The sequence below is a fragment of the Pseudomonas sp. KH_021 genome (assembly GCF_057838865.1).
In genome coordinates, this window is sequence record NZ_CM174477.1 from 3,458,089 (window position 1) to 3,479,883 (window position 21,795).

Consider the following 21,795-nt stretch of genomic DNA (forward strand, 5'->3'; position numbering starts at 1 on the left):
TCTTTTTTGCAAATCCAATCTTATATGACACTAATTTCCCGCCTTCCCCGTCGCCACTTGCTCCTGCCCTTGCTGCTGGCCATTGCCGTAGGCGGTATCAACGGGTTGCTCACGTTGTCGGTACAAGCGAGTCTGTTTCTGTGCGCCAATCTGGATGAGCCCTGCGCCTTCCTCTCCCATCACCAAGTGGTTCTCGCCGTGCTGAACCTTCCGGCGTCCTTGTTGGCACTCGATCAACGCTGGATGGCCGGCCACGAACATGGCTCATGGCGGCTACTCAATGCCGGCTGCTGGGGCGTCCTGACTTTCACGGCTGCCTGGCTATACCTGCGACTCAAGCGGCGCGGCAAAACGGTCGTCGGCTGAGGCCATGCCCGTCGATAACTGTGGTATACCCGATCAAATCAGTGGAACCTTCGAACCCCTTGAGGATCTCTGATTGAAACTCCCGGGCCAGGCAGATGGCCACCTAACAGCGAGGTTGATCTAATGAACACCCTTCACTGTGTGCACCGCAACTACACCATTGTCGCCAACATCGAAGAACATCCCGGCATCCCAACACCATGGGCCGGAGGCTGCCTGATTACCGACCCCGAAGGCCACACCACCAGGCGCCTGCCATTGCCGGTGAAGATGGCATTTCTATCGGACCTTGAAAACGCCCAACACGCGTCCATCGCCCATGGCAAGTGGCTGGTCGACCAACAGCTTGATCAAGGGAAAGCCCTGTTCTGAGCGCTTCCCCTTGGCAGGGCTCAATGCAGTTGTAGGGTCGCATTGATCTGACCGATCGCATCGACCACATGCCGCGAGCCCTGCTGGATTTCCAGGATCACCTCACCGGCCTCGTTCGCAAGCTCCACACCTAGGCCGGTACGGCTCAGGCTTGATTGCATACTCGCCACGGCGCTGAGTGACAGGTCGTGGTTCTGGCGCACCACCTCGACGATTTCCAGGGTGGCCTGGCTGGTACGTGCCGCCAAACTGCGTACCTCATCGGCGACCACCGCAAAGCCGCGTCCGTGCTCCCCGGCCCGCGCCGCCTCGATTGCGGCGTTGAGGGCCAATAGATTGGTCTGATCGGCAATACCGCGAATGGTCTGGACGATCTTGCCGATCACCTGGGATTGTTTGCTGACCGCATCAATGCTGCGCGCAGCTTCGTTCAACTCCTGGGAAATCTGCTCGATCACCTGCACAGTCTGCTGGACAACGTGCGAGCCCTTTTGCGCGCAAGCATCGTTCTGTACCGAGGTGGCGTGGGCAGAATCGGCAGCGGTCTGCTGGGTGATGACTTGCTGGGTGATGTCGCTTGCGAATTTCACCACCTTGCACAACCGACCCTTGGCATCAAAGATCGGGTTGTAGGACGCCTCCAGAAACACCACTTGGCCTTGTTTATTGACGCGCTCGAATCGATGCGCGTGATACTCCCCGCGATTCAATGACGCCCAGAAGGCTTTGTATTGTGCACTGTCAACTTCACTGCGATGGCAAAACAGGCTGTGATGTCGACCTACCACCTCGTTGAGCGAGTAATGCATGGTGTTGAGGAAATTTTCGTTGGCGCTGATGACATTGCCTTCAGAGGTGAACTGGACGGTCGCCATCGAGCGGCTGATGGCGTCGATCAAGGCTTTGCTCTCGTGCTCTCGATTGACTCGTTCGGTGATGTTGCTGGCAACCTTTATCACACTGACCACTTGGCGCTGGGCATCCAACACCGGCATATAACTGGCTTCGAGCCAGACATCGGCGCCTTTCTTGTCGACCCGCGAAAAGGTGCCGCTGAGCGCTTCACCACGGGCAAGAGCCTGCCAGAAGCCTTGATAATCAGGGGTTTTAACGTACTTCTCGTCACAGAACAACCGATGGTGCTTGCCGAGGATCTCATCGGCGCTATAGCCCACGGTTCGGCAAAAATGCTCATTGGTATCCAGGATGATGCCTTCAGGGGTGAACTCGATCATTGCCATGGATTGGCTGATTGCTGCCAGTTTGGCCTGGGAGGCTGCCAATGCTGCAGAAACACGGGCAATTTCAGCCCGATCGGATTTGCGGCGAGAATCAAACATGGGCTGACCACTCCTTGCGCGATTGTTATTAACGGAGCTTTAAAAACCTTGAATCAGAACCGCAAAATCCACGCACCACAAAACGGGGGCACGCCCCCCTTCTTAATGACTAATTACAAATTAATACAAGCATGATCCAGCCGCGTGGCAACTGCAAGCACATTGCCATCAGCGCGGCTTTATTTGGCCTCAGGTACTTTCGCGAACCACCAATTCAAAGCCAAGGTCGTGCGTCAGCCCGCCATCGAGCTTGCCATCCATTCGCGCCAGCAGCAGTTGCGCGGCTCGCCGGCCGATGGCTGCCCGGGGGGTGCGAATCGAGGTCAAGCGCGGCACCAAATGGGCCGATGCGGGCAAATCGTTGAAGCCGATCATTGCCACCTGCCCCGGCACCGCGATGCCCTGGCGCAAGGCTTCAAGAATGGCGCCCTGAGCCAGGTCGTCGTTGCAAAAGAAAATTCCATCGACGTCAGGATGGCGGCGCATCAGGTCGCTGAACAATTCACCACCCAAGCCAATAGACGAGGGCTCGGGCGCCAGAAACTCCAAGGCTTCATCGTATAGGCCCGCTTCGCGCAGGGTCTGACGAAAGCCTTCACCGCGCTGCATCACCCGTGGGTCCAGTTGCGCTGCCACGAACGCCAAGCGCCGACGACCGCTGTCGATCAGGTGCTGGGCCGCCACGGCGCCAGCCTGGACTTGGGAAAAGCCGACCGATGTCACACCGGGTGCCGAATTCAGTTCCATCATGTGCACACAAGGTACACCGCTGGCCGCCAGCATGCGCCGGGATCCCTCGGTACGGGCAAAGCCAGTCAGCAAAATACCGCCAGGTTGATAGGCCAAGTAGTTGCGAATCAGGTTTTCTTCGACGTCGACATCATAGTGAAAGTTGCCGATCAGCACTTCCAGGCCGCGAGGGCGCATGACTTCGTGGATGGCTTCCAGGGTATCGATAAACAGTTGGTTGGAAAGCGAAGGGATCAGCACCACGATCGACTGGCTCTTGGCCGACGCCAAGGCGCGGGCTGCCGGGTTGGCGACGTAACCGAGTTGCGATGCCGCTTCCTGGACCTTTTTGACCAGTTCCGGCGCGACCGTGGCGACACCACGCAAGGCCCGTGAGGCGGTGATGGGAGACACCCCGGAAAGCCTTGCGACTTCCGCCAGGGTGGGACGACCTGTAGTTCGAGAGCCAATGCGGGTCATGGGTATGATTATTTTCGACTTGCCAAGAATGGGGAACCGGCACTAAGGTAGCGCTGTCTCTGGCTGGGAGCAATCGTCATTTGTTTCCGGGCTTTATGAGAGCGCTTCAAACTGCTTGGACAAGACTAATAACATCAGGGTGCAGCGCCTGCGGCGGTCGATTCCATTCGACCAAGATAGCGCTGTCTTCCCGCAGGAGGTTCCGATGAATTCCCCTCTGCCCGCCTTGGTTGTAATGGGTGTCGCCGGATGTGGCAAAAGCTGCATAGGCCAAGCCATTGCTGACCACAGTGGCGGCCGCCTGATCGAAGGCGACGCGTTCCACCCTGCGGCCAATATCGCCAAAATGAGCGCCGGCATTCCTCTGGACGATGAAGATCGCGCCGGCTGGCTTGTGCGCCTGGGTCAAGAGCTGAGCGCCACCGTTGCCAACGGCGAGCGCCCGATCCTCACCTGCTCGGCACTCAAGCGCCGTTACCGCGAGACATTGCGCGACGCCGTTCCGAACCTGGGCTTTGTCTTCCTGGAGCTTTCACCTGAAGAGGCTGCGCGCCGGGTCAAGGCGCGTCCCGGTCACTTTATGCCGGTCAGCCTGATCGAAAGCCAGTTCGCTGCGCTGGAGTCCCCCGTGGGTGAATCACTGACCCTGGCACTGGATGCCACACAACCTATCCTGACCCTGGCCGAACAGGTCCATACCTGGCTGCACAGCCAAAACATCAGCAATGCTCGTTCCGCGTGACCTTAACGGTTTGCTCGGCCCACTAAAGACAGCGCTACCTTTTACCGTACCGCCACAACAACAACTCGAGGCACTGCGCCCATGTTTGGTTTAGCCACTGATACCTACCTGCTTCTTGATGCACTGGTGACCATTGTCGGCCTCGTGCTGCTGATCACCCAATTCAAAGTCCATCCTTTTGTCGCCCTGACCTTGGCGGCGGGCTTCCTTGGCCTGACCTCAGGCATGCCGGTGGTCAAAGTCATGAAATCCTTCCAGGACGGCTTCGGTGGCGTGCTTGGATTTGTCGGCATCGTATTGGCACTGGGCACCATGCTCGGCAAGCTGATGGCGGATTCCGGCGGGGCCGACCAGATCGCCCAGACACTGATACGCGCGTTCGGTAAAAAGAACGTGCACTGGGCGATGATGTTTTCGGCCTTTCTGGTCGGTATCCCGCTGTTCTTCGAAATCGGCTTTGTGCTGCTGATTCCGCTGGTGTTCATCGTTGCCCGGCGTTCCGGGGTGTCGCTGATCAAAATCGGCATTCCGCTGTTGGCCGGGCTGTCGGTGGTTCACGGCCTGGTGCCGCCACACCCGGGCCCGCTGCTGGCCATTGGCATCTTCGGTGCCGACATCGGCAAGACCATTTTCTATGGCTTGATTGTTGGCTTGCCAACGGCCGTGATCGCCGGCCCGCTCTTCGGCAATTTCATTTCCAAGTACATTCCGGGCAACCCGTCCCAGGAGTTGATGGACCAGATCGCCAAGGAGTCGGACAACCGTAATCTACCGAGCTTCAGCGTCACCCTGATCACCGTGCTGCTGCCGGTGTTCCTGATGCTGCTCAAGACCTTTGCCGATGTGGTGCTGCCACCGGAGCATATCTTCCGCCAGTGGATGGACTTGATCGGCCACCCGATCAGCGCCCTCCTCGCGGCCCTGCTATTGGCCTTCTACACCTTCGGTTCGGCGCGTGGTTTCAACCGCCAGCAGATCATGAAGATGCTTGACCAAAGCCTGGCGCCGACCGCGGCGATCGTGCTGATCGTCGGTGCGGGTGGCGGTTTCAAGCAGATGCTGGTGGATACCGGCGTGGGTAACGTGATCGGCCAAATGGCCGTGCATGCGCAGATTTCACCGATCATGCTGGCCTGGCTGGTAGCGGCGGTGATCCGCATTGCCACCGGCTCCGCGACCGTCGCCACCATCACCGGTGCCGGCATTGTTGTACCGGTGGTGGGCATGGTACCGGGCGTCAACCGCGAACTACTGGTGCTGGCTACCGGTGCCGGATCCTTGATTCTTTCCCACGTCAACGACGCCGGTTTCTGGCTGGTGAAGCAGTATTTCAACATGACCGTGGCCGAAACCTTCAAGACCTGGTCGATGATGGAAACCATCCTGTCGGTGGTGGCCATCATCTTCATCATGTTGCTGTCGCTGGTGGTCTGAGCCCAGCACCTTGTGGGGGGTAGGAGCTGAGCTCGCTCGCGATGCAGACGCCGCGGTTTGCCAGATATACCGCGCTGATGCGATCGCAGCCAAGGCTGGCTCCTACCTCCCTGCGTGGGGTTTGAAGGCGCGCCGGGCAAGGCCGATGGCGATCAGGCTCAACGCCACAGCCAACCAACTGACCTGATTGACCGCTACACCGAATGCCCCATTCGCAGCGTCAGTCAGGCCCCTGCCCAACTCACCGAGACTCGCGGCGACCACGCCCGCACCGGCCAGGGTTTCGCTTGCAAGCCATGCCTGCTCTTCGCTCAACTCGGCGGGAAGCTGCAACGCATGGCGGTAACTGGCCGCCAGCAACCCACCCAGAACAGTCGTGCCAAACACCACCCCCACCTCATAAGCCGTTTCACTGATCGCCGAAGCTGCACCCGCCTTGTGGGTTGGCGCTGCAGACAACACAAGATCCGTGGACACCGAAGCAATTGCACCGACACCAATATTCAGCAGCGCAAAAGCGATGACCAAGGTGGTGATTCCACCGCCCGCCAGCGCCACCAGCAGAAAAGCTGCACCCGTAAATCCCAGCAGCAAGGGAATCAGGCGATGAGCCGCAACCCGCTGGGCTACCGGCACGATGCTTATACCGACCACAATGGCCAGCACCTGCCCTGGCACCAACGCCAGGCTTGCGGCCAATGGCGCCATGCCGAGCACGATTTGAAGCTGTTGGGTGGCGAAAAACACAAAGCCAACCAGCAGCGCCAGGCTCAGCAGGTTGACCAGCACCGCGCCACTGAACGCGCTATTGCGCAGCAACGCGATGTCCAGCAACGGCACGTCAAGCCGCAGTTGCCGACGCACGAACAACACGCCCGCCACGGCACCGACCAACAAGGCGAACGCGCCTTGGGCATCCACCCCTGTCGCTGCCACGTGCTTGATCGCGAAAACAACCCCGGTCAGTGCCAGCATCGACAACAGGATGCTGTACAGATCGATCCGTCCCGAAGTCGCTCGCTCGGATTCCGGCAACAGCGCAGGCCCGAGCAGCAGTAACGGCACCAGCACGGGCACCGCCAGCCAGAAGATCGACGGCCAATTGAAGAACTGCAACAACACCCCGCCGATCAATGGCCCCAAGGCAGAACCAACGGTCAGGCACGTCGCCCATACCGCCACCGCCACCCGCCGCTGCTCACGGTCCTGGAAAAGCGTACCGATCAAGGCCAGCGTCGAAGGCATCAACATCGCGCCGAATACCCCCATCAATGCCCGCCCGCCGATCAACTGCCCCGGCGTGGTCGACATCGTCGTCAATACCGAACACACGGCAAAGCCCAGCGCGCCCAACAGCAGCATAAAACGATGGCCAACCCGATCACCGATACCGCCCATGGTCACCAGCAGCGCCGCCAGCACCAGGGAATAGGCATCGATCATCCACAACTGTTGGCTGGCGCTGGGCGCCAGGGCTTCGGCGATTTTAGGCAGGGCAAAGCTGAGGATGGTGTTGTCGATGGTGACCAGCAGCACTGGCAGCATGAGGACGGCAAGGGCGAGCCAGCGGCTGGTGCTGGCCCTTGCAGGATGGGAAGTCTCCTTGATCGACGGCATCGTGAACTCCTTGTTCGTAGAGGCGGTCGATTGTGCCGGTATCACGGTAGGAATAGCGTTTTATTAGGCGACTGAAATGTTGCATTTCATTAAAGGAATTGAACTCACTGCATTGGTGTAGGAGCCGGCTTTAGCCGCGATGGCCACGCCGCAGTTTGCCTGATGTACCGCGGCGTGCCCATCGCGGTGGTCCGGCATCCCGGTAAAGCCGGCTCCTACCTCAGCCCAGGAACAACCGATACGCAGGGTTCTCAGTCTCATCCCACCAGCGATACCCCATGCTCTCAAGCACTGCCGGCACCAGTTCGCGCTCATCCGCAGGCACCTGCAAGGCGGTGAACACACGCCCATCCGCGGCGCCGTGGTTGCGGTAGTGGAACATGCTGATGTTCCAGCGCTCGCCCAGGCGATCCAGGAAATTCAGCAAGGCGCCTGGGCGCTCGGGGAATTCGAAGCGCAGCACCAACTCGTCGGCTGCAGGCACCGCATGGCCACCGACGGTGTGGCGGATGTGCAGCTTGGCCAGTTCGTTCTCGGTCAGGTCCAGCACGGTGTAGCCTTGGTCGCTCAGGTTGGCCAGCAGTTGCTCACGTGGGTCGGTCAAGGGGTGAGTCTGTACGCCAACAAACAGCTGCGCATCCTTGCCCGGGTGCAGGCGATAGTTGAATTCGGTGATCTGCCGTTTGCCCAGCGCCTGGCAGAAGGCCTTGAAGCTGCCCGGCTGCTCAGGGATGGTCACGGCAACGATCGCTTCGCGCTGCTCACCCAACTCTGCGCGCTCGGCCACATGGCGCAGGCGGTCGAAATTGACGTTGGCACCAGAGTCGATGGCCACCAGGGTCTGGCCGCGGGCACCGGTCTGAGCCACGTACTTCTTGATGCCGGCGACAGCGAGCGCACCCGACGGCTCGGTGATCGAGCGGGTATCGTCGTAGATATCCTTGATCGCAGCGCACAGCTCGTCGCTGCTGACCGTGATGACGGCGTCCACATGATGGCGGCAGATATCAAAACAGTGCGCGCCGATCTGCGCGACCGCCACGCCGTCGGCAAAGGTACCGACCTGAGAAAGTACCACTCGCTCACCGGCGGCCATTGCCGCTTGCAAGCAGTTGGAGTCCTGCGGCTCGACGCCGATCACTTTGACTTCCGGGCGCAGGTATTTCACATAGGCGGCGATACCCGCGATCAGTCCACCTCCGCCGACCGGCACGAAAATGGCGTCGAGCTCACCCGGGTGCTGACGCAGGATTTCCATGGCCACAGTGCCTTGCCCGGCGATCACGTCCGGGTCGTCGTAGGGCGGTACAAAGGTGGCGCCCTGCTCCTCGGAAAGCTTGAGTGCATAGGCCAACGATTGAGGGAAACTGTCGCCGTGCAGCACCACATTGCCGCCTCGAGAACGCACGCCCGAGACTTTCAGCTCCGGCGTGGTGGTCGGCATCACGATGGTCGCCACCATATCGAGCTTGCGTGCGGCCAAAGCGACGCCCTGGGCGTGATTACCGGCAGAGGCGGTGATGACTCCACGGGCACGCTGCTGGGCATCGAGGGCGGCAAGGCGTGTGTAGGCGCCGCGGATCTTGAACGAGAAGGTCGGCTGCAGGTCTTCACGCTTGAGCAATACCTGATTGCCCAGTGCGGCAGACAAGGCGTTGGCCTTCTGCAGCGGCGTTTGCAGAGCGACATCATAGACCGGCGCGGCGAGGATCTTGCGCACGTAGCTGGACAGCGACAAGGCCGTTTGATCGGTGGGGGTGAAAGCCTGGAAGGTGGTCATGAAGCGCTCCTGGTCCTTTAAAAAATGCCCAGGAGAGAGAGAAGAAACCCGCCTCCAGGGCGGGTTCGGTGCAGCTGCCAGCTAGCCCGCCAATCGAATAATGGCGGTAATAATGCTGTGCTGTGGCAGGTGCATGTAGGTCGTCATGGGTAGGAAACTATCCCAGCGAGCCTTGGCAAGTCAAACACTTAATAGGGGCATTTTCTTCAATACCGCTCGGGCGCATCTCTTTAACGTGAGGCCTTATCTATCCGAAATGAGGTCCTTGGGTGGGCAGTAACCGGTGCAGTCGGGTGAAGAATGCGACGGCGGCAGCGCTCTTTTGCTCTACCGACAATGCCGCATCGACCAAACTCGAATACAACGAAACAACGCCCTCAAATACCTCAGCGTCATGGGTGTGGGTACAGGAGAACGGCTGGAATGCCCCGCCCTCGCTCAAGCCCAGAACCGTCGCCATTGAGATAGGTGCTGCACCCGGCGGTGATCGCGCCGATGGAAAAGCTCTGGTGGGATTGAGCGTGGCAGGCAACGCCAATCTCACAGGCCATGGCACGTTGCAACAAATGTGGGAGCCGGCTTTAGCCGGCGAATGCGCCGCGCGGGCGGCGCTCGGTCTCAAGAGCAAAGGAGAAACCAAGGCAGGCACCCCGTGGGGCTCATGCGATCTATTGACAGGCACCCTACGGGTTCCCCCTGAGGATGAAGGGAGGAAGGCCGTATCAAGGCTTCCAAGCGCTTGCCTTGAGTTTTGTGCTGCTGCGTAGATCGAGCGCCGCCCGCGCGGCGCATTCGCCGGCTCAAGCCGGCTCCCACATTTTTTGCAACGTGCCATGGCCTGTGGGGTTGGGGTTGTTAGCCTTGGTGGTTCGGCTTTAGTTGTTTGTGGGTTTGGTGGGATTGCGCGTGGCAGGCAACGCCAATCTCACAGGCCATGGCACGTTGCAAAAAATGTGGGAGCCGGCTTTAGCCGGCGAATGCGCCGCGCGGGCGGCGCTCGGTCTCAAGAGCAAAGGAGAAACCAAGGCAGGCACCTCGTGGGGCTCATGTGATCTGTTGACAGGCACCCTACGGGTTCCCCCTGAGGATGAAGGGAGGAAGGCCGTATCAAGGCTTCCAAGCGCTTGCCTTGAGTTTTGTGCTGCTGCGTAGATCGAGCGCCGCCCGCGCGGCGCATTCGCCGGCTAAAGCCGGCTCCCACATTTGTTGCAACGTGCCATGGCCTGTGGGGTTGGGGTTGTTAGCCTTGGTGGTTCGGCTTTAGTTGTTTGTGGGTTTGGTGGGATTGCGCGTGGCAGGCAACGCCAATCTCACAGGCCATGGCACGTTGCAAAAAATGTGGGAGCCGGCTTTAGCCGGCGAATGCGCCGCGCGGGCGGCGCTCGGTCTCAAGAGCAAAGGAGAAACCAAGGCAGGCACCTCGTGGGGCTCATGCGATCTGTTGACAGGCACCCTACGGGTTCACCCTGAGAATGAAGGGAGGAAGGCCGTATCAAGGCTTCCAAGCGCTTGTCTTGGGTTTTGTGCTGCTGCCGAGATCGAGCGCCGCCCGCGCGGCGCATTCGCCGGCAAAAGCCGGCTCCCACATTTGTTGCAACGTGCCATGGCCTGTGGGGTTGGGGTTGTTAGCCTTGGGGTTCGGCTTTGGATTTTTTTGGGTTTCGGTGGGAATGCCGGGAATAGCAGACCTTGCGCCCATCCTCGACGCCACGGGCTTCGATAAAGGGTACGGCTGGGTCACGCCAGAATTGCGATGGAGTCGTCATGGGGATTTAATACCCGTCTATGAAACCCTGTGCAAGCCACAATGCCACATCTAATAGTGTCAACCATGAACGCTAATTCCTCCTTGCTTGTGCCCCCCTGCTCCATCCTGCTGCTGGCTGGCGGCCGTGGCCAGCGCATGGGCGGGCGCGACAAGGGTCTGGTGCGCTGGCGCGAGCGGCCCTTGATTGCCCATGTGCATGAGGTGGTGCGCCCTCTGACGGACGACCTGATCATTTCCTGCAACCGCAATCAGGATCAGTATCGTCCGTACGCGGATCATTTAGTCGAGGATCATGAGCTCGGCTACCCCGGCCCTTTGACCGGTGTGTTGGCTGGCCTGCAACAGGCTCGTCATGGGGCAGTCCTGGTGCTGGCCTGCGACGCACCGAAGATCGACCGGCACCTGCTTGAATCGCTGTTGGCCGGTGCTGGCACACCGCCGCAACCGGTGATGGTGCGCCAGGCGGGCCAGTGGCAACCGATGTTCAGCCTGATCCCTGCAACGTTGCTACCTGCCTTGGCTCAGGCGTGGCACGACGGCGAGCGCAGCCTGTTGCGGGCCTTGCTCGCTCAAGGCTTGCAAGCGCTGGAATGCGACGTGGACGACCCACGCCTGAGTAATTTCAACAGCCCGGATTTACTGGACTCAGACTGCTGAAACACCCACATTTGCGCTTGGGATGAACGGTAGGAGCCGGCTTTAGCCGCGATGGCATCACCGCGGTTCATCGTAGATCGCGGTGATGCCATCGCGGCTAAAGCCGGCTCCTACAGGGCTCAGGGCATGACCGGGGGTAGATAGCTCAAGGTGGTGCCCAGTGCCCACAGCAGGAACAGTACCAGCGGCGTGTGTACCAAGAGTTGCACGAACGAGAAACCGATCAGATCGCGGGCCTTGAGTCCCAGCACGCCCAGCAGCGGCAGCATGTAGAACGGATTGATCAGGTTCGGCAGCGCTTCGGCGGCGTTATAGATTTGCACCGCCCAGCCCAGGTGATACTGCATGTCATTGGCCACCTGCATCACATAAGGCGCCTCGATGATCCACTTGCCCCCGCCCGAGGGAATGAAGAACCCCAGCACCGCCGAGTACACGCCCATCAACACCGCGTAGGTATCGTGGGAGGCGATCTGCACGAAAAAGGTCGAGATGTGATGGGCCAGCGTCTGCGCATCGGCGCCCTTGACCGTGGTCAGGATCGCCGCAATGGAGCCGTACAGCGGGAACTGGATCAACACGCCCGTGGTGGTGGGCACCGCGCGGGTCACTGCATCCAGAAAGCTGCGCGGGCGCCAGTGCAGTAAAGCGCCGGCCATGATGAACAGGAAGTTGTAGGTGTTGAGCCCGGAGATCGCGGTGATTGCAGGCTTGGTCGAAAACTCGTGCCACAACCAGCCCGCCGCCAGGGCAACCAGCAGCAGGGTCAGGATCGGGCTGTATTCCAGCCATTCACCTGGACGTGTGCGCTTGGGCATGGGCGGTGCACTGAAGTTTGGATCGACGCCACAGGACTGTGCATCACGGGCGCTGTTGGGTCCCGGCGCGGTGGCATAGGCCACGACCAACGAGACCACGAGCAATGCCACCAGCAGCACACCGGACTGCCAGAGGAAAATGGTCTCGGTAAAGGGAATCACACCGGTGATGGCCAGAATCGACGGCGGCAAGCTGGCAGGGTTGGCCTGCAATTGCGCCGCCGAAGACGACAGCCCCAGCGCCCATACCGCGCCCAGGCTCTCGATCAGCCGGGTGGCGGGCGGTGAGCTGGCAACCACGTAGCCGCCGATCACCACAAAGACCATTTGCATGGTGAACGGGATCAGGCTCCAGAAGCCGTCACCAAAGGCTGTGGCGGCAGCGGCCGGTGCCGCCCCCATGGCCAGGGCGGCCACAGCAACCATCACCACGGCCAAGGCTGCGAACACCCAGGAGTCAGGGAACCAGCGCTCGGCAAAGTTGGAACAAACGAGGGCGAAACGGGCCACCTGCATCTTCGATATCGGCGGCCATGGGAAGTCCTTTTTATGATTTTCCTGAAACGACAACGGCCCCAAAACGACCTACATTGCTTCTCTGATCGGTGCGTGGCCGATCAGAAAAGCAATGTAGGCCGCGATGGGGCCGAGGAACTTGCTGGGTTAGAAAGTCATTTCCACGACGTCGTCCGGCACGATCAGCTTACCGGCGGTCTTGGCCACGATTTCCTCGATGCTCACACCCGGTGCGGTTTCGCGCAGGATGAAAGCACCATTTTCGATTTCCAGGTAGGCGAGGTCAGTCAGGACCTTGCGGATGCAACCGGCACCGGTCAGCGGCAGGCTGCAGCGCGACAGCAGTTTGGACTCACCGTCCTTGGAGGCATGGGTCATGGTGACGATGATGTTATCGGCACCGGCTACCAGGTCCATTGCCCCACCCATGCCCTTGATCAGTTTGCCTGGGATCATCCAGGAGGCGATGTTGCCCTCCACGTCCACTTCGAAGGCACCCAGCACGGTCAGGTCGACATGGCCGCCACGGATCATGGCGAAGGATTCGGCGGAGTTGAAAATCGATGCGCCACGGCGGGCAGTCACGGTTTCCTTGCCGGCGTTGATCATGTCAGCGTCAATTTCCGACTCGGTCGGGTACTCGCCCATGCCCAGCAGGCCGTTTTCCGATTGCAGCATCACGTCGATGTCCTTGGGGACATAGTTGGCCACCAGGGTCGGGATGCCGATACCCAGGTTGACGTAGTAGCCATCCTTGAGTTCACGGGCAATGCGCTGTGCCATTTGTTCGCGGGTAAGTGCCATAGTCAGGGTCTCTTGTTATTCGCGGGAAGGGGTTCAGGCCTTGATCGTGCGTTTTTCGATGCGTTTCTCGAACGTGCCGACGATCACCCGGTCCACGTAGATGCCTGGGGTATGGATCTCGCTGGGCAGCAGCACGCCCGGCTCGACGATTTCCTCGACTTCAACCACGGTGATCTTGCCGGCGGTCGCAGCCAGCGGGTTGAAGTTTTGCGCAGTATTGCGATAGACCACGTTGCCGTAGTGGTCGGCCTTCCAGCCTTTGACGATGGCGAAGTCGCCGGTGATGGCTTCTTCCAGAATGTATTTGCGCCCGTTGAACTCACGCACTTCCTTGCCTTCTGCCACAGGCGTACCGTAGCCGGTGGCGGTGAAGAACGCAGGGATGCCAGCACCGCCTGCACGCATTTTCTCGGCCAGGGTACCTTGCGGGGTCAGCTCGACTTCCAGTTCACCGTCGAGCAACTGGCGCTCGAACAGGGCGTTTTCGCCCACGTAGGAGGCGATCATCTTGCGGATCTGACGGTCTTTGAGCAGCACACCCAGGCCAAAGCCATCGACGCCACAGTTGTTCGAAACCACGGTCAGGCCGCGAACGCCACGACGCTTGATTTCGTTGATGAGGTTTTCCGGGATGCCGCAAATTCCGAATCCACCGGACAATACGGTCATGTTGTCGGTGAGGCCTTCCAGGGCTTCTTCGTAGGTTGCAACTCGCTTGTCGAGTCCGGCCATGCTGATCCGCCTTTTATCGTTGTTTGGGGAACGACGCAATGTCGTTGAGCGTTGAACGCATCTTCACCCCTTCGCAGTAATTTGTTAATTTTGTTTTTTTGATGAATTAATTGGCCGATCAAATGAATGTAAAACAACTTCGTGCCTTTGTGACCGTCGCCAAGTACCTGAGCTTCGCCCAGGCCGGGGAACGGCTACATCTCTCCCAACCCGCCTTGAGCCTGACGATCAAGGCGCTGGAAGAGAATTTGGGCGGCCCGCTGTTAAGCCGCACCACCCGCAGCGTCAGCCTTACACCCGAAGGTGAAGCGCTCTTGCCGTTGGCGCGTCAACTGTTGGCCGACTGGGACAACACCGAGGAATTGCTGCGCCAGCGCTTCACCTTGCAACTGGGCAAAGTCGCCATCGCCGCCATGCCCGCCTTCGCCGGCAACCTGCTCCCGGCCGCCCTGAAAACGTTCCGCGACCGTTATCCACGGGTTAATGTGGCGGTGCATGACGTGATCAACGAGCAAGTACTGGAGCTGGTTCGCCATCGACGCGTCGAACTGGGCATCGGCTTTGAGCCCGAGAGCAGCGACCCGTTGAAGTTCATGCCCTTCCACATGGACCGTTTCGTTGCCGTGGTGCCGGTCAATTCGCCCTTGGCGACACAACAGGAAGTGACCTGGAAGCAGTTGTTGGAGGAAGACTTCATCACCCTGCAACGGCCTTCGGCGGTGCGCCTGATGCTTGAGCAACAAGTGCTGGTGGGTCAAGGCGGGCTGGCGGTAGCCTTTGAAAGCCATCAGCTGTCGACGGTGGGAAGAATGGTTGCCAATGGCCTGGGTGTGAGCGCGGTACCGGCCTTGTGCATTCGCCAGATGCAAGAGTTGGGCGCCCACTGCGTGCGACTGGTGGAGCCTACGGTTCAACGCCGTATCGGCGTGGTGTTACTGACCGATCATAAGCTGTCGGCGGCTGCCCAAGCGCTGCTGGAAGTCTTGATGACCTGCGGCGAGGATTACCCACAACTGTAGGAGCAGAGCTTGCTCGCGATGAATGCGCCGCCGTTTGCCTGGTGCACCGCGGTGTGGCCATCGCAGCCAAGGCTCGCTCCTACAGGGAACGCGCCGCGGTCCACCCGATACACCGCAGCGACGCCATCGCAACCAAGGTTGGCTCCTACAATCATTCAGACTGATATTTATCTTCGCCTCGTTCGATTCGTTGTTGAAGGTTGCAACTCGCAGAATCCGCCCATTATCAATAAATTGGCGGACTCCCCCCATGGAACAGTCACTCAAACATTTGCGCTATCCCCTCGCTGCCCTGGCGGTGCTGGTGATGAGCGCCTGTGGCCGGACGCCAGAAGCCGTCCAGGCCCCTGCCGCCCCCAAGGTCAGTGTCGCCAAGGTTCTGGAGCAATCGATCAACGAGTGGGATGAGTTCACCGGGCGCCTGGAAGCGCCAGAAACCGTCGAAGTGCGCCCACGGGTCTCCGGGCAGATCGATCAGGTGGCCTTCAGCGAAGGGGCGCTGGTCAAGAAAGGTGATTTGCTGTTCCAGATTGACCCACGCCCTTTCCAGGCCCAGGTACGCCAGCTCGAAGCCCAGTTGCAACAAGCCCGCGCCACGGCCTTGCGCAGTGAAAACGAAGCCTTGCGTGGCGAGCGCCTGCGGGCCAGCAATGCGATTTCGGCCGAGCTTGCCGAATCCCGTACGTCCGCCGCCCAGGAAGCCCGCGCCGGTGTTGCCGCCATCCAGGCCCAACTGGATCTCGCCCGCCTGAACCTGAGCTTTACCCGCGTGACGGCGCCGATCAGCGGACGCGTCAGCCGCGCCCTGATCACCGCTGGCAACATCGTCAGCGCCGATATCACGCCGCTGACCTCCGTTGTTTCGACCGATAAGGTCTACGCCTATTTCGACGCCGACGAACGCGTCTACCTCAAGTACACCGAGCTTGCCAAAACCGGCCAACGTGGCCAGACAACGCCGGTGTACCTGGGCCTGTCGAATGAGGAAGGCAACCCGCACTTGGGCCATATGAACTTCGTCGACAACCAGGTCAACCCCAAGACCGGCACCATTCGTGGCCGGGCGGTGTTCGATAACCGTGATGGCGACTTCACCCCCGGCCTCTACGCCCGCCTCAAGCTGGTCGGCAGCGGCACCTATCAGGCGGTGCTGATCAACGACGAAGCGGTCGGGACCGACCTTGGCAAGAAGTTCGTGCTGGTCATGGACGCCGATAACAAGGCGACGTACCGCGCGGTCGAGCTGGGCCCCAAGCTCGAAGGCCTGCGCATCGTGCGCAACGGCTTGCACAAGGACGATCGCATCGTGGTCAAGGGCCTGCAGCGAGTTCGCCCAGGTTCTGCGATCGACCCGCAAGACACACCGATGGCCAGCGAAGCGACCCTGGCCGCCCTCGCCCGCCAGCGCCAGGCCCTCGATGCCAGCAACGACGCCCAGCCTGTGCGCGAGGCGCTGGTCAAAGTCGCCGGCGCTACGACACCACGCGGTTAAGAGAACACGCCCATGAACTTCTCCCAGTTTTTTATTACCCGGCCGATCTTCGCCGCTGTGCTGTCGTTGCTGATCCTGATTGCCGGCAGCATTTCGCTGTTCCAGCTGCCGATCAGCGAATACCCGGAAGTCGTGCCGCCCACAGTGGTAGTGCGCGCCAACTTCCCTGGCGCCAACCCCAAGGTGATCGGTGAAACCGTGGCCGCACCGCTGGAACAGGCGATCACCGGGGTCGAGAACATGCTGTACATGTCCTCGCAGTCGACCGCCGACGGCAAGATCACCCTGACCATCACCTTCGCCCTGGGCACGGACCTGGACAACGCTCAGGTGCAGGTGCAGAACCGTGTGACGCGCACCCAGCCCAAGCTCCCCGAGGAAGTGACGCGCATCGGTATCACCGTCGACAAGGCCTCGCCCGACCTGACCATGGTGGTGCACTTGACCTCGCCGGACAACCGCTACGACATGCTCTACCTGTCCAACTACGCGATCCTCAATATCAAGGATGAACTGGCGCGCCTGGGTGGCGTCGGCGATGTGCAGCTGTTCGGCATGGGCGACTACTCGCTACGGGTCTGGCTGGACCCGAACAAGACCGCCTCGCGCAACCTGACTGCGACCGATGTGGTCACGGCCATCCGTGAGCAGAACCGCCAGGTGGCGGCCGGTCAACTGGGTGCGCCACCCGCGCCAAGTGCCACCAACTTCCAACTGTCGGTCAACACGCAAGGCCGCCTGGTCAGTGAGGAAGAGTTCGAGAACATCATCATCCGAGCCGGTGCCGATGGCGAAATCACTCGCCTGAAAGACATTGCCAGGGTCGAGCTGGGCTCCAGTCAATACGCCCTGCGTTCGCTGCTCAACAACCAGCCGGCCGTGGCGATCCCGATCTTCCAGCGCCCAGGTTCCAATGCCATCGACATCTCCAATGAAGTTCGCGCCAAGATGGCCGAGCTGAAGAAAGATTTCCCCCAAGGCATGGACTACAGCATCGTCTACGACCCGACTATCTTCGTGCGCGGCTCCATCGAGGCGGTGGTACACACCCTCTTCGAAGCGCTGGTACTGGTGGTACTGGTGGTGATCCTGTTCCTGCAAACCTGGCGTGCCTCGATCATTCCGCTGGTGGCGGTACCCGTATCGCTGATCGGGACCTTTGCAGTGATGCATCTGTTTGGCTTCTCGCTCAACGCCCTGTCGCTGTTCGGGTTGGTGCTGGCCATTGGTATCGTGGTGGACGACGCCATCGTGGTGGTGGAGAACGTCGAGCGTAATATCGGGCTGGGGCTTGCACCGGTCGAAGCCACTCAGCGCGCCATGCGTGAAGTGACCGGGCCCATCATTGCCACGGCCCTGGTGCTGTGTGCGGTGTTCGTGCCGGCAGCCTTTATTTCTGGCCTTACCGGGCAGTTCTACAAGCAGTTTGCCTTGACCATCGCGATCTCCACGGTGATCTCGGCCTTCAACTCGCTGACCCTGTCGCCGGCCTTGGCCGCCGTCTTGCTCAAGGATCATCATACGCCGAAGGATCGCTTCTCGCGGTTCCTCGACAAGCTGCTGGGCGGCTGGCTGTTCCGCCCTTTCAACCGCTTCTTCGACCGTGCCAGCCATAACTATGTGGGCACCGTGGCGCGGGTGATTCGCAGCAGTGGCATTGCCCTGGTGTTGTACGCAGGCTTCATGGTCCTGACCTGGTTCGGCTTTGCCAACACCCCCACCGGGTTCGTGCCGCCGCAAGACAAACAGTACCTGGTGGCCTTCGCCCAGTTGCCCGACGCGGCCAGCCTGGATCGTACCGAAGCAGTCATCAAGAAAATGTCCCAGATTGCCCTGGAGCAACCGGGTGTTGCCAACTCAGTGGCCTTCCCTGGCTTGTCGATCAACGGCTTCACCAACAGCCCTAATAGCGGCATCGTCTTCACCCCGCTCAAGCCGTTCGATGAGCGCAAGGACCCGAGCCAGTCGGCAGCGGCCATTGCCGCCGCGCTGAACGCCAAGTTTGCCGGTATCGAAGACGCCTACATCGCGATCTTCCCACCACCACCGGTTCAGGGGCTGGGCACCATCGGCGGCTTCCGCCTGCAAATCGAAGACCGCGGCAACCTGGGCTACGAAGCGTTGTACAAGGAAACCCAGAACATTATTGCCAAGAGCCACAACGTGCCGGAGCTGGCTGGGTTGTTTACCAGCTACCAGGTCAACGTGCCGCAAGTCGATGCGGCCATCGACCGGGAAAAAGCCAAGACCCACGGCGTGGCCATCAGCGATATCTTCGACACCCTGCAGGTGTACCTAGGTTCGTTGTATGCCAACGACTTCAACCGCTTTGGACGCACCTACCAGGTCAACGTCCAGGCTGAGCAGCAATTCCGTCTGGAGCCGGAACAGATCGGCCAGTTGAAGGTGCGCAACAACCTGGGCGAGATGATTCCCTTGGCGACCTTCATCAAGGTCAGCGACACCGCAGGTCCCGATCGGGTCATGCACTACAACGGCTTCGTCACCGCCGAGATCAACGGCGCAGCGGCGCCGGGCTACAGCTCCGGCCAAGCCGAAAAAGCCATGGAGAAACTGCTCAAGGAGGAACTGCCCAACGGCATGACCTTCGAATGGACCGAGTTGACCTACCAGCAGATCCTGTCCGGCAACACGGCGCTGTTCGTCTTCCCGCTTTGCGTACTGCTGGCCTTCCTGGTGCTGGCCGCTCAATACGAAAGCTGGAGCCTGCCACTGGCGGTGATCCTGATCGTGCCGATGACCCTGCTGTCGGCCATTACCGGGGTGATTCTGTCGGGCGGTGACAACAACATCTTCACCCAGATCGGCCTGATCGTACTGGTGGGTCTGGCGTGCAAGAACGCGATCCTGATCGTCGAGTTCGCCAAGGATAAGCAAGAGGAAGGTCTCGACCCGCTGGCCGCGGTGCTGGAAGCCTGCCGCCTGCGTCTGCGGCCGATCCTGATGACCTCGTTCGCGTTCATCATGGGGGTGGTACCGCTGGTGTTCTCGTCCGGTGCCGGTGCCGAGATGCGTCATGCCATGGGCGTGGCGGTGTTCTCGGGGATGCTCGGGGTGACCTTCTTCGGTCTGCTGCTGACACCGGTGTTCTTTGTCCTGATTCGTCGTCGGGTCGAGCGCAACGAGGCCCGCAAGGCCGCCAAGGCGCTGGCTCAGGAGGTGCATGCATGACTCTCAAACTGTTAATGCCCAGCCTGTTGGTCCTGGTCCTGGCCGCCTGCGCCGTGGGGCCGGACTACAAAGCCCCCCAAACCGCAGCGGCGCACCTGGCTGCTGCCGATGAAAAAACCGCTGCCAGCCAGTTTGACCGCAGCCGCTTCGATGCCATCTGGTGGCAGCAATTCGATGACCCGACCCTCAACCGGCTGGTCGGCAAGGCCCTGCAGGACAACCGCCAACTGCGCGTGGCGTTTGCCCGCCTGAAGGCCGCCCGGGCGATCCGCGACGATGTTGACAATGACGCTCTGCCGACGGTCACCAGCCGCGCCAGCGCCGATATCGGCAAGGGCCAGGTTCCGGGCCAGACCGAGCGCCGGGTCAATAGCGAACGCTATGACCTGGGCCTGGATATGGCCTGGGAGATCGACCTGTTCGGCCGAATCCAGCGGGCACTGGAGGCCAGCGAAGCCGAGGAGCAAGTGGCCCAGGCTGACCTGCAACAGCTTCAGGTGACGTTGATTGCCGAGCTGGTGGATGCCTACGGCCAACTGCGGGGGGCGCAGCTGCGGGAGAAGATCGCCCTGGCCAACCTCAAGAACCAGCAGGATTCGCGAGGCATTACCCAAACCTTGCGCGATGCCGGTGTCGGCAACGAACTGGACGTCGTGCGGGCCGATGCCCGTCTGGCGGCCGTCGAGGCGACCGTGCCGCAACTGCAGGCCGAACAGGTGCGCGCGCGCAATCGTATCGCCACATTGCTGGGCGAACGCCCGGACAGCTTGAGTGTCGACCTGAGCCCGGCGCAACTGCCCGCCATTGCCAAGGCCCTGCCCATCGGCGATCCGGGCGAGCTGCTGCAGCGCCGGCCCGATGTGCGCAGTGCCGAACGCAAGCTGGCCGCCGCCACGGCCAATATTGGCGTGGCCACGGCCGACCTGTTTCCGCGGGTCAGCCTGAGCGGCTTCCTTGGCTTTACCGCTGGGCGCGGCTCGCAATTGGGTTCGGCAGCAGCCAAGGCCTGGAGCCTGGGGCCGAGCATCAGTTGGGCGGCCTTTGACCTTGGCAGCGTGCGCGCCCGGATTCGTGGCGCCGACGCCGACGCCGAAGGGGCACTGGCCAGCTATGAGCAACAGGTTTTGCTGGCACTGGAAGAGTCGGAAAACGCCTTCAGCGATTACAGCAAACGCCAACAGCGCCTACTGGCCTTGCTGCGCCAAAGCGAAGCCAGCCGCGCCGCCGCGGACCTTGCCTCGATCCGCTATCGCGAAGGTACGGTCGACTACCTGGTATTGCTCGACGCCGAACGCGAACGCCTGACCGCCGAAGATGCCCAGGCCCAGGGCGAAGTGGACCTGTACCGAGGCATCGTGGCGATCTACAAGGCGCTGGGCGGGGGGTGGCAACCTAACCCGGTGGTGGCGTCCCGGTAGGCGGTGGTGGTCAACAGATCGCATGAGCCCCACGAGGTGCCTGCCTTGGTTGTTCCTTTGTTCTTGAGATCGAGCGCCGCCCGCGCGGCGCATCGCCGGCTAAAGCCGGCTCCCACATTGGTTGCAACGTGCCATGGCCTGTGAGATTGGAGTTGTCAGCCACGCGCCCCCCACCCGAAACCACAAAAATCCAAAGCCGAACCACCAAGGCTAACAACCCCAACCCCACAGGCCATGGCACGTTGCAACCAATGTGGGAGTCGGCTTTAGCCGGCGATGCGCCGCGCGGGCGGCGCTCGATTTTGGCAACAGCACAAAACCCAAGGCAAGCGCCTGGAAGCCTTGATACGGTCTCCCTCCTTCATTCTCAGGGTGATCCCGCAGAGTGCCTGTCAACAGATCGCATGAGCCCCACAAGGTGCCTGCCTTGGTTTTTCCTTTGCTCTTGAGATCGAGCGCCGCCCGCGCGGCGCATCGCCGGCTAAAGCCGGCTCCCACATTGGTTGCAACGTGCCATGG

17 protein-coding genes and 2 pseudogenes are annotated in these 21,795 nt (G+C 60.8%); 10 read left to right on the plus strand and 9 right to left on the minus strand.

Annotated elements, in window-relative coordinates; all coding sequences use genetic code 11:
• Positions 1-24 precede the first annotated feature (24 nt).
• A complete protein-coding gene (locus AC3IX4_RS15985) occupies positions 25-366 on the plus strand; it encodes a hypothetical protein (RefSeq protein WP_489256410.1) in 342 nt (113 codons plus the stop codon).
• 123 nt (positions 367-489) lie between these two features.
• Positions 490-738: a hypothetical protein gene (locus AC3IX4_RS15990; protein WP_489256411.1), complete on the plus strand. Its 249-nt coding sequence runs from the start codon at positions 490-492 to the stop codon at positions 736-738.
• Positions 739-758: 20 nt separating this feature from the next.
• On the opposite strand, the gene AC3IX4_RS15995 is transcribed toward AC3IX4_RS15990, so the two are convergent.
• The 3 genes and pseudogenes from AC3IX4_RS15995 to gntR form a co-directional block, all read right to left on the minus strand.
• A complete protein-coding gene (locus AC3IX4_RS15995) occupies positions 759-1,202 on the minus strand; it encodes a methyl-accepting chemotaxis protein (RefSeq protein ID WP_489261297.1) in 444 nt (147 codons plus the stop codon).
• A gap of 93 nt (positions 1,203-1,295) precedes the next feature.
• A pseudogene (locus AC3IX4_RS16000) lies at positions 1,296-2,078 on the minus strand (PAS domain-containing protein); the annotation flags it as partial.
• 189 nt (positions 2,079-2,267) lie between these two features.
• Positions 2,268-3,287, minus strand: a complete 1,020-nt coding sequence (gene gntR, locus AC3IX4_RS16005; RefSeq protein WP_489256412.1) for an HTH-type transcriptional regulator GntR — start codon at positions 3,285-3,287, stop codon at positions 2,268-2,270.
• A 205-nt stretch (positions 3,288-3,492) separates the two neighbouring features.
• On the opposite strand from gntR, the gene AC3IX4_RS16010 reads away from it, so the two are divergent.
• Together AC3IX4_RS16010 and AC3IX4_RS16015 are read left to right on the plus strand one after the other, a co-directional pair.
• Positions 3,493-4,029, plus strand: a complete 537-nt coding sequence (locus AC3IX4_RS16010; protein WP_489256413.1) for a gluconokinase — start codon at positions 3,493-3,495, stop codon at positions 4,027-4,029.
• Positions 4,030-4,110: 81 nt separating this feature from the next.
• Entirely contained in the window at positions 4,111-5,463 is a 1,353-nt protein-coding gene (locus AC3IX4_RS16015; protein ID WP_489256414.1) for a GntP family permease, read from the plus strand.
• 102 nt (positions 5,464-5,565) lie between these two features.
• On the opposite strand, the gene AC3IX4_RS16020 is transcribed toward AC3IX4_RS16015, so the two are convergent.
• Together AC3IX4_RS16020 and ilvA are read right to left on the minus strand one after the other, a co-directional pair.
• A complete protein-coding gene (locus tag AC3IX4_RS16020) occupies positions 5,566-7,080 on the minus strand; it encodes an MFS transporter (protein WP_489256415.1) in 1,515 nt (504 codons plus the stop codon).
• Between the two features lie 220 nt (positions 7,081-7,300).
• The gene (ilvA, locus tag AC3IX4_RS16025) at positions 7,301-8,860 is read right to left on the minus strand and encodes a threonine ammonia-lyase, biosynthetic (protein ID WP_489256416.1); all 1,560 of its coding nucleotides are present in this window, start codon (positions 8,858-8,860) and stop codon (positions 7,301-7,303) included.
• Between the two features lie 293 nt (positions 8,861-9,153).
• Here ilvA and AC3IX4_RS16030 point away from each other — a divergent pair, with 293 nt between their 5' ends.
• Positions 9,154-9,627 carry a hypothetical protein gene (locus AC3IX4_RS16030; RefSeq protein WP_489256417.1) on the plus strand — a complete coding sequence of 158 codons (474 nt, stop codon included), beginning with the start codon at positions 9,154-9,156 and terminating at the stop codon, positions 9,625-9,627.
• Positions 9,628-10,518: 891 nt separating this feature from the next.
• On the opposite strand, the pseudogene AC3IX4_RS16035 reads toward AC3IX4_RS16030, so the two are convergent.
• A pseudogene (locus AC3IX4_RS16035) lies at positions 10,519-10,626 on the minus strand (AraC family transcriptional regulator); the annotation flags it as partial.
• A gap of 65 nt (positions 10,627-10,691) precedes the next feature.
• Here AC3IX4_RS16035 and mobA point away from each other — a divergent pair.
• Positions 10,692-11,285 (plus strand): molybdenum cofactor guanylyltransferase MobA, encoded by a 594-nt coding sequence (gene mobA / locus AC3IX4_RS16040; protein ID WP_489256418.1) that lies wholly within the window; start codon positions 10,692-10,694, stop codon positions 11,283-11,285.
• 119 nt (positions 11,286-11,404) lie between these two features.
• Here the strand turns inward: mobA and AC3IX4_RS16045 are convergent, their stop codons facing one another.
• From AC3IX4_RS16045 to AC3IX4_RS16055, 3 genes are all read right to left on the minus strand, one after another.
• On the minus strand, positions 11,405-12,613 hold the full coding sequence (locus AC3IX4_RS16045; RefSeq protein WP_489256419.1) for a TIGR00366 family protein: 1,209 nt from the start codon (positions 12,611-12,613) through the stop codon (positions 11,405-11,407).
• A 153-nt stretch (positions 12,614-12,766) separates the two neighbouring features.
• Positions 12,767-13,423 carry a CoA transferase subunit B gene (locus AC3IX4_RS16050; RefSeq protein ID WP_489256420.1) on the minus strand — a complete coding sequence of 219 codons (657 nt, stop codon included), beginning with the start codon at positions 13,421-13,423 and terminating at the stop codon, positions 12,767-12,769.
• A gap of 33 nt (positions 13,424-13,456) precedes the next feature.
• Complete coding sequence (locus AC3IX4_RS16055; protein WP_489256421.1) at positions 13,457-14,155, minus strand: CoA transferase subunit A; 699 nt, start codon at positions 14,153-14,155, stop codon at positions 13,457-13,459.
• Positions 14,156-14,277: 122 nt separating this feature from the next.
• On the opposite strand from AC3IX4_RS16055, the gene AC3IX4_RS16060 reads away from it, so the two are divergent.
• The 4 genes from AC3IX4_RS16060 to AC3IX4_RS16075 all read left to right on the plus strand — a co-directional run bounded on the left by AC3IX4_RS16060 (position 14,278) and on the right by AC3IX4_RS16075 (position 21,276).
• Complete coding sequence (locus AC3IX4_RS16060; RefSeq protein WP_489256422.1) at positions 14,278-15,174, plus strand: LysR family transcriptional regulator; 897 nt, start codon at positions 14,278-14,280, stop codon at positions 15,172-15,174.
• Positions 15,175-15,424: 250 nt separating this feature from the next.
• Positions 15,425-16,666: a multidrug efflux RND transporter periplasmic adaptor subunit MexE gene (mexE, locus tag AC3IX4_RS16065; protein ID WP_489256423.1), complete on the plus strand. Its 1,242-nt coding sequence runs from the start codon at positions 15,425-15,427 to the stop codon at positions 16,664-16,666.
• A gap of 12 nt (positions 16,667-16,678) precedes the next feature.
• Positions 16,679-19,858 (plus strand): efflux RND transporter permease subunit, encoded by a 3,180-nt coding sequence (locus AC3IX4_RS16070; RefSeq protein WP_489256424.1) that lies wholly within the window; start codon positions 16,679-16,681, stop codon positions 19,856-19,858.
• A complete protein-coding gene (locus AC3IX4_RS16075; protein ID WP_489256425.1) occupies positions 19,855-21,276 on the plus strand; it encodes an efflux transporter outer membrane subunit in 1,422 nt (473 codons plus the stop codon). The genes AC3IX4_RS16070 and AC3IX4_RS16075 overlap by 4 nt, the downstream gene beginning before the upstream one ends.
• Positions 21,277-21,795 lie beyond the last annotated feature (519 nt).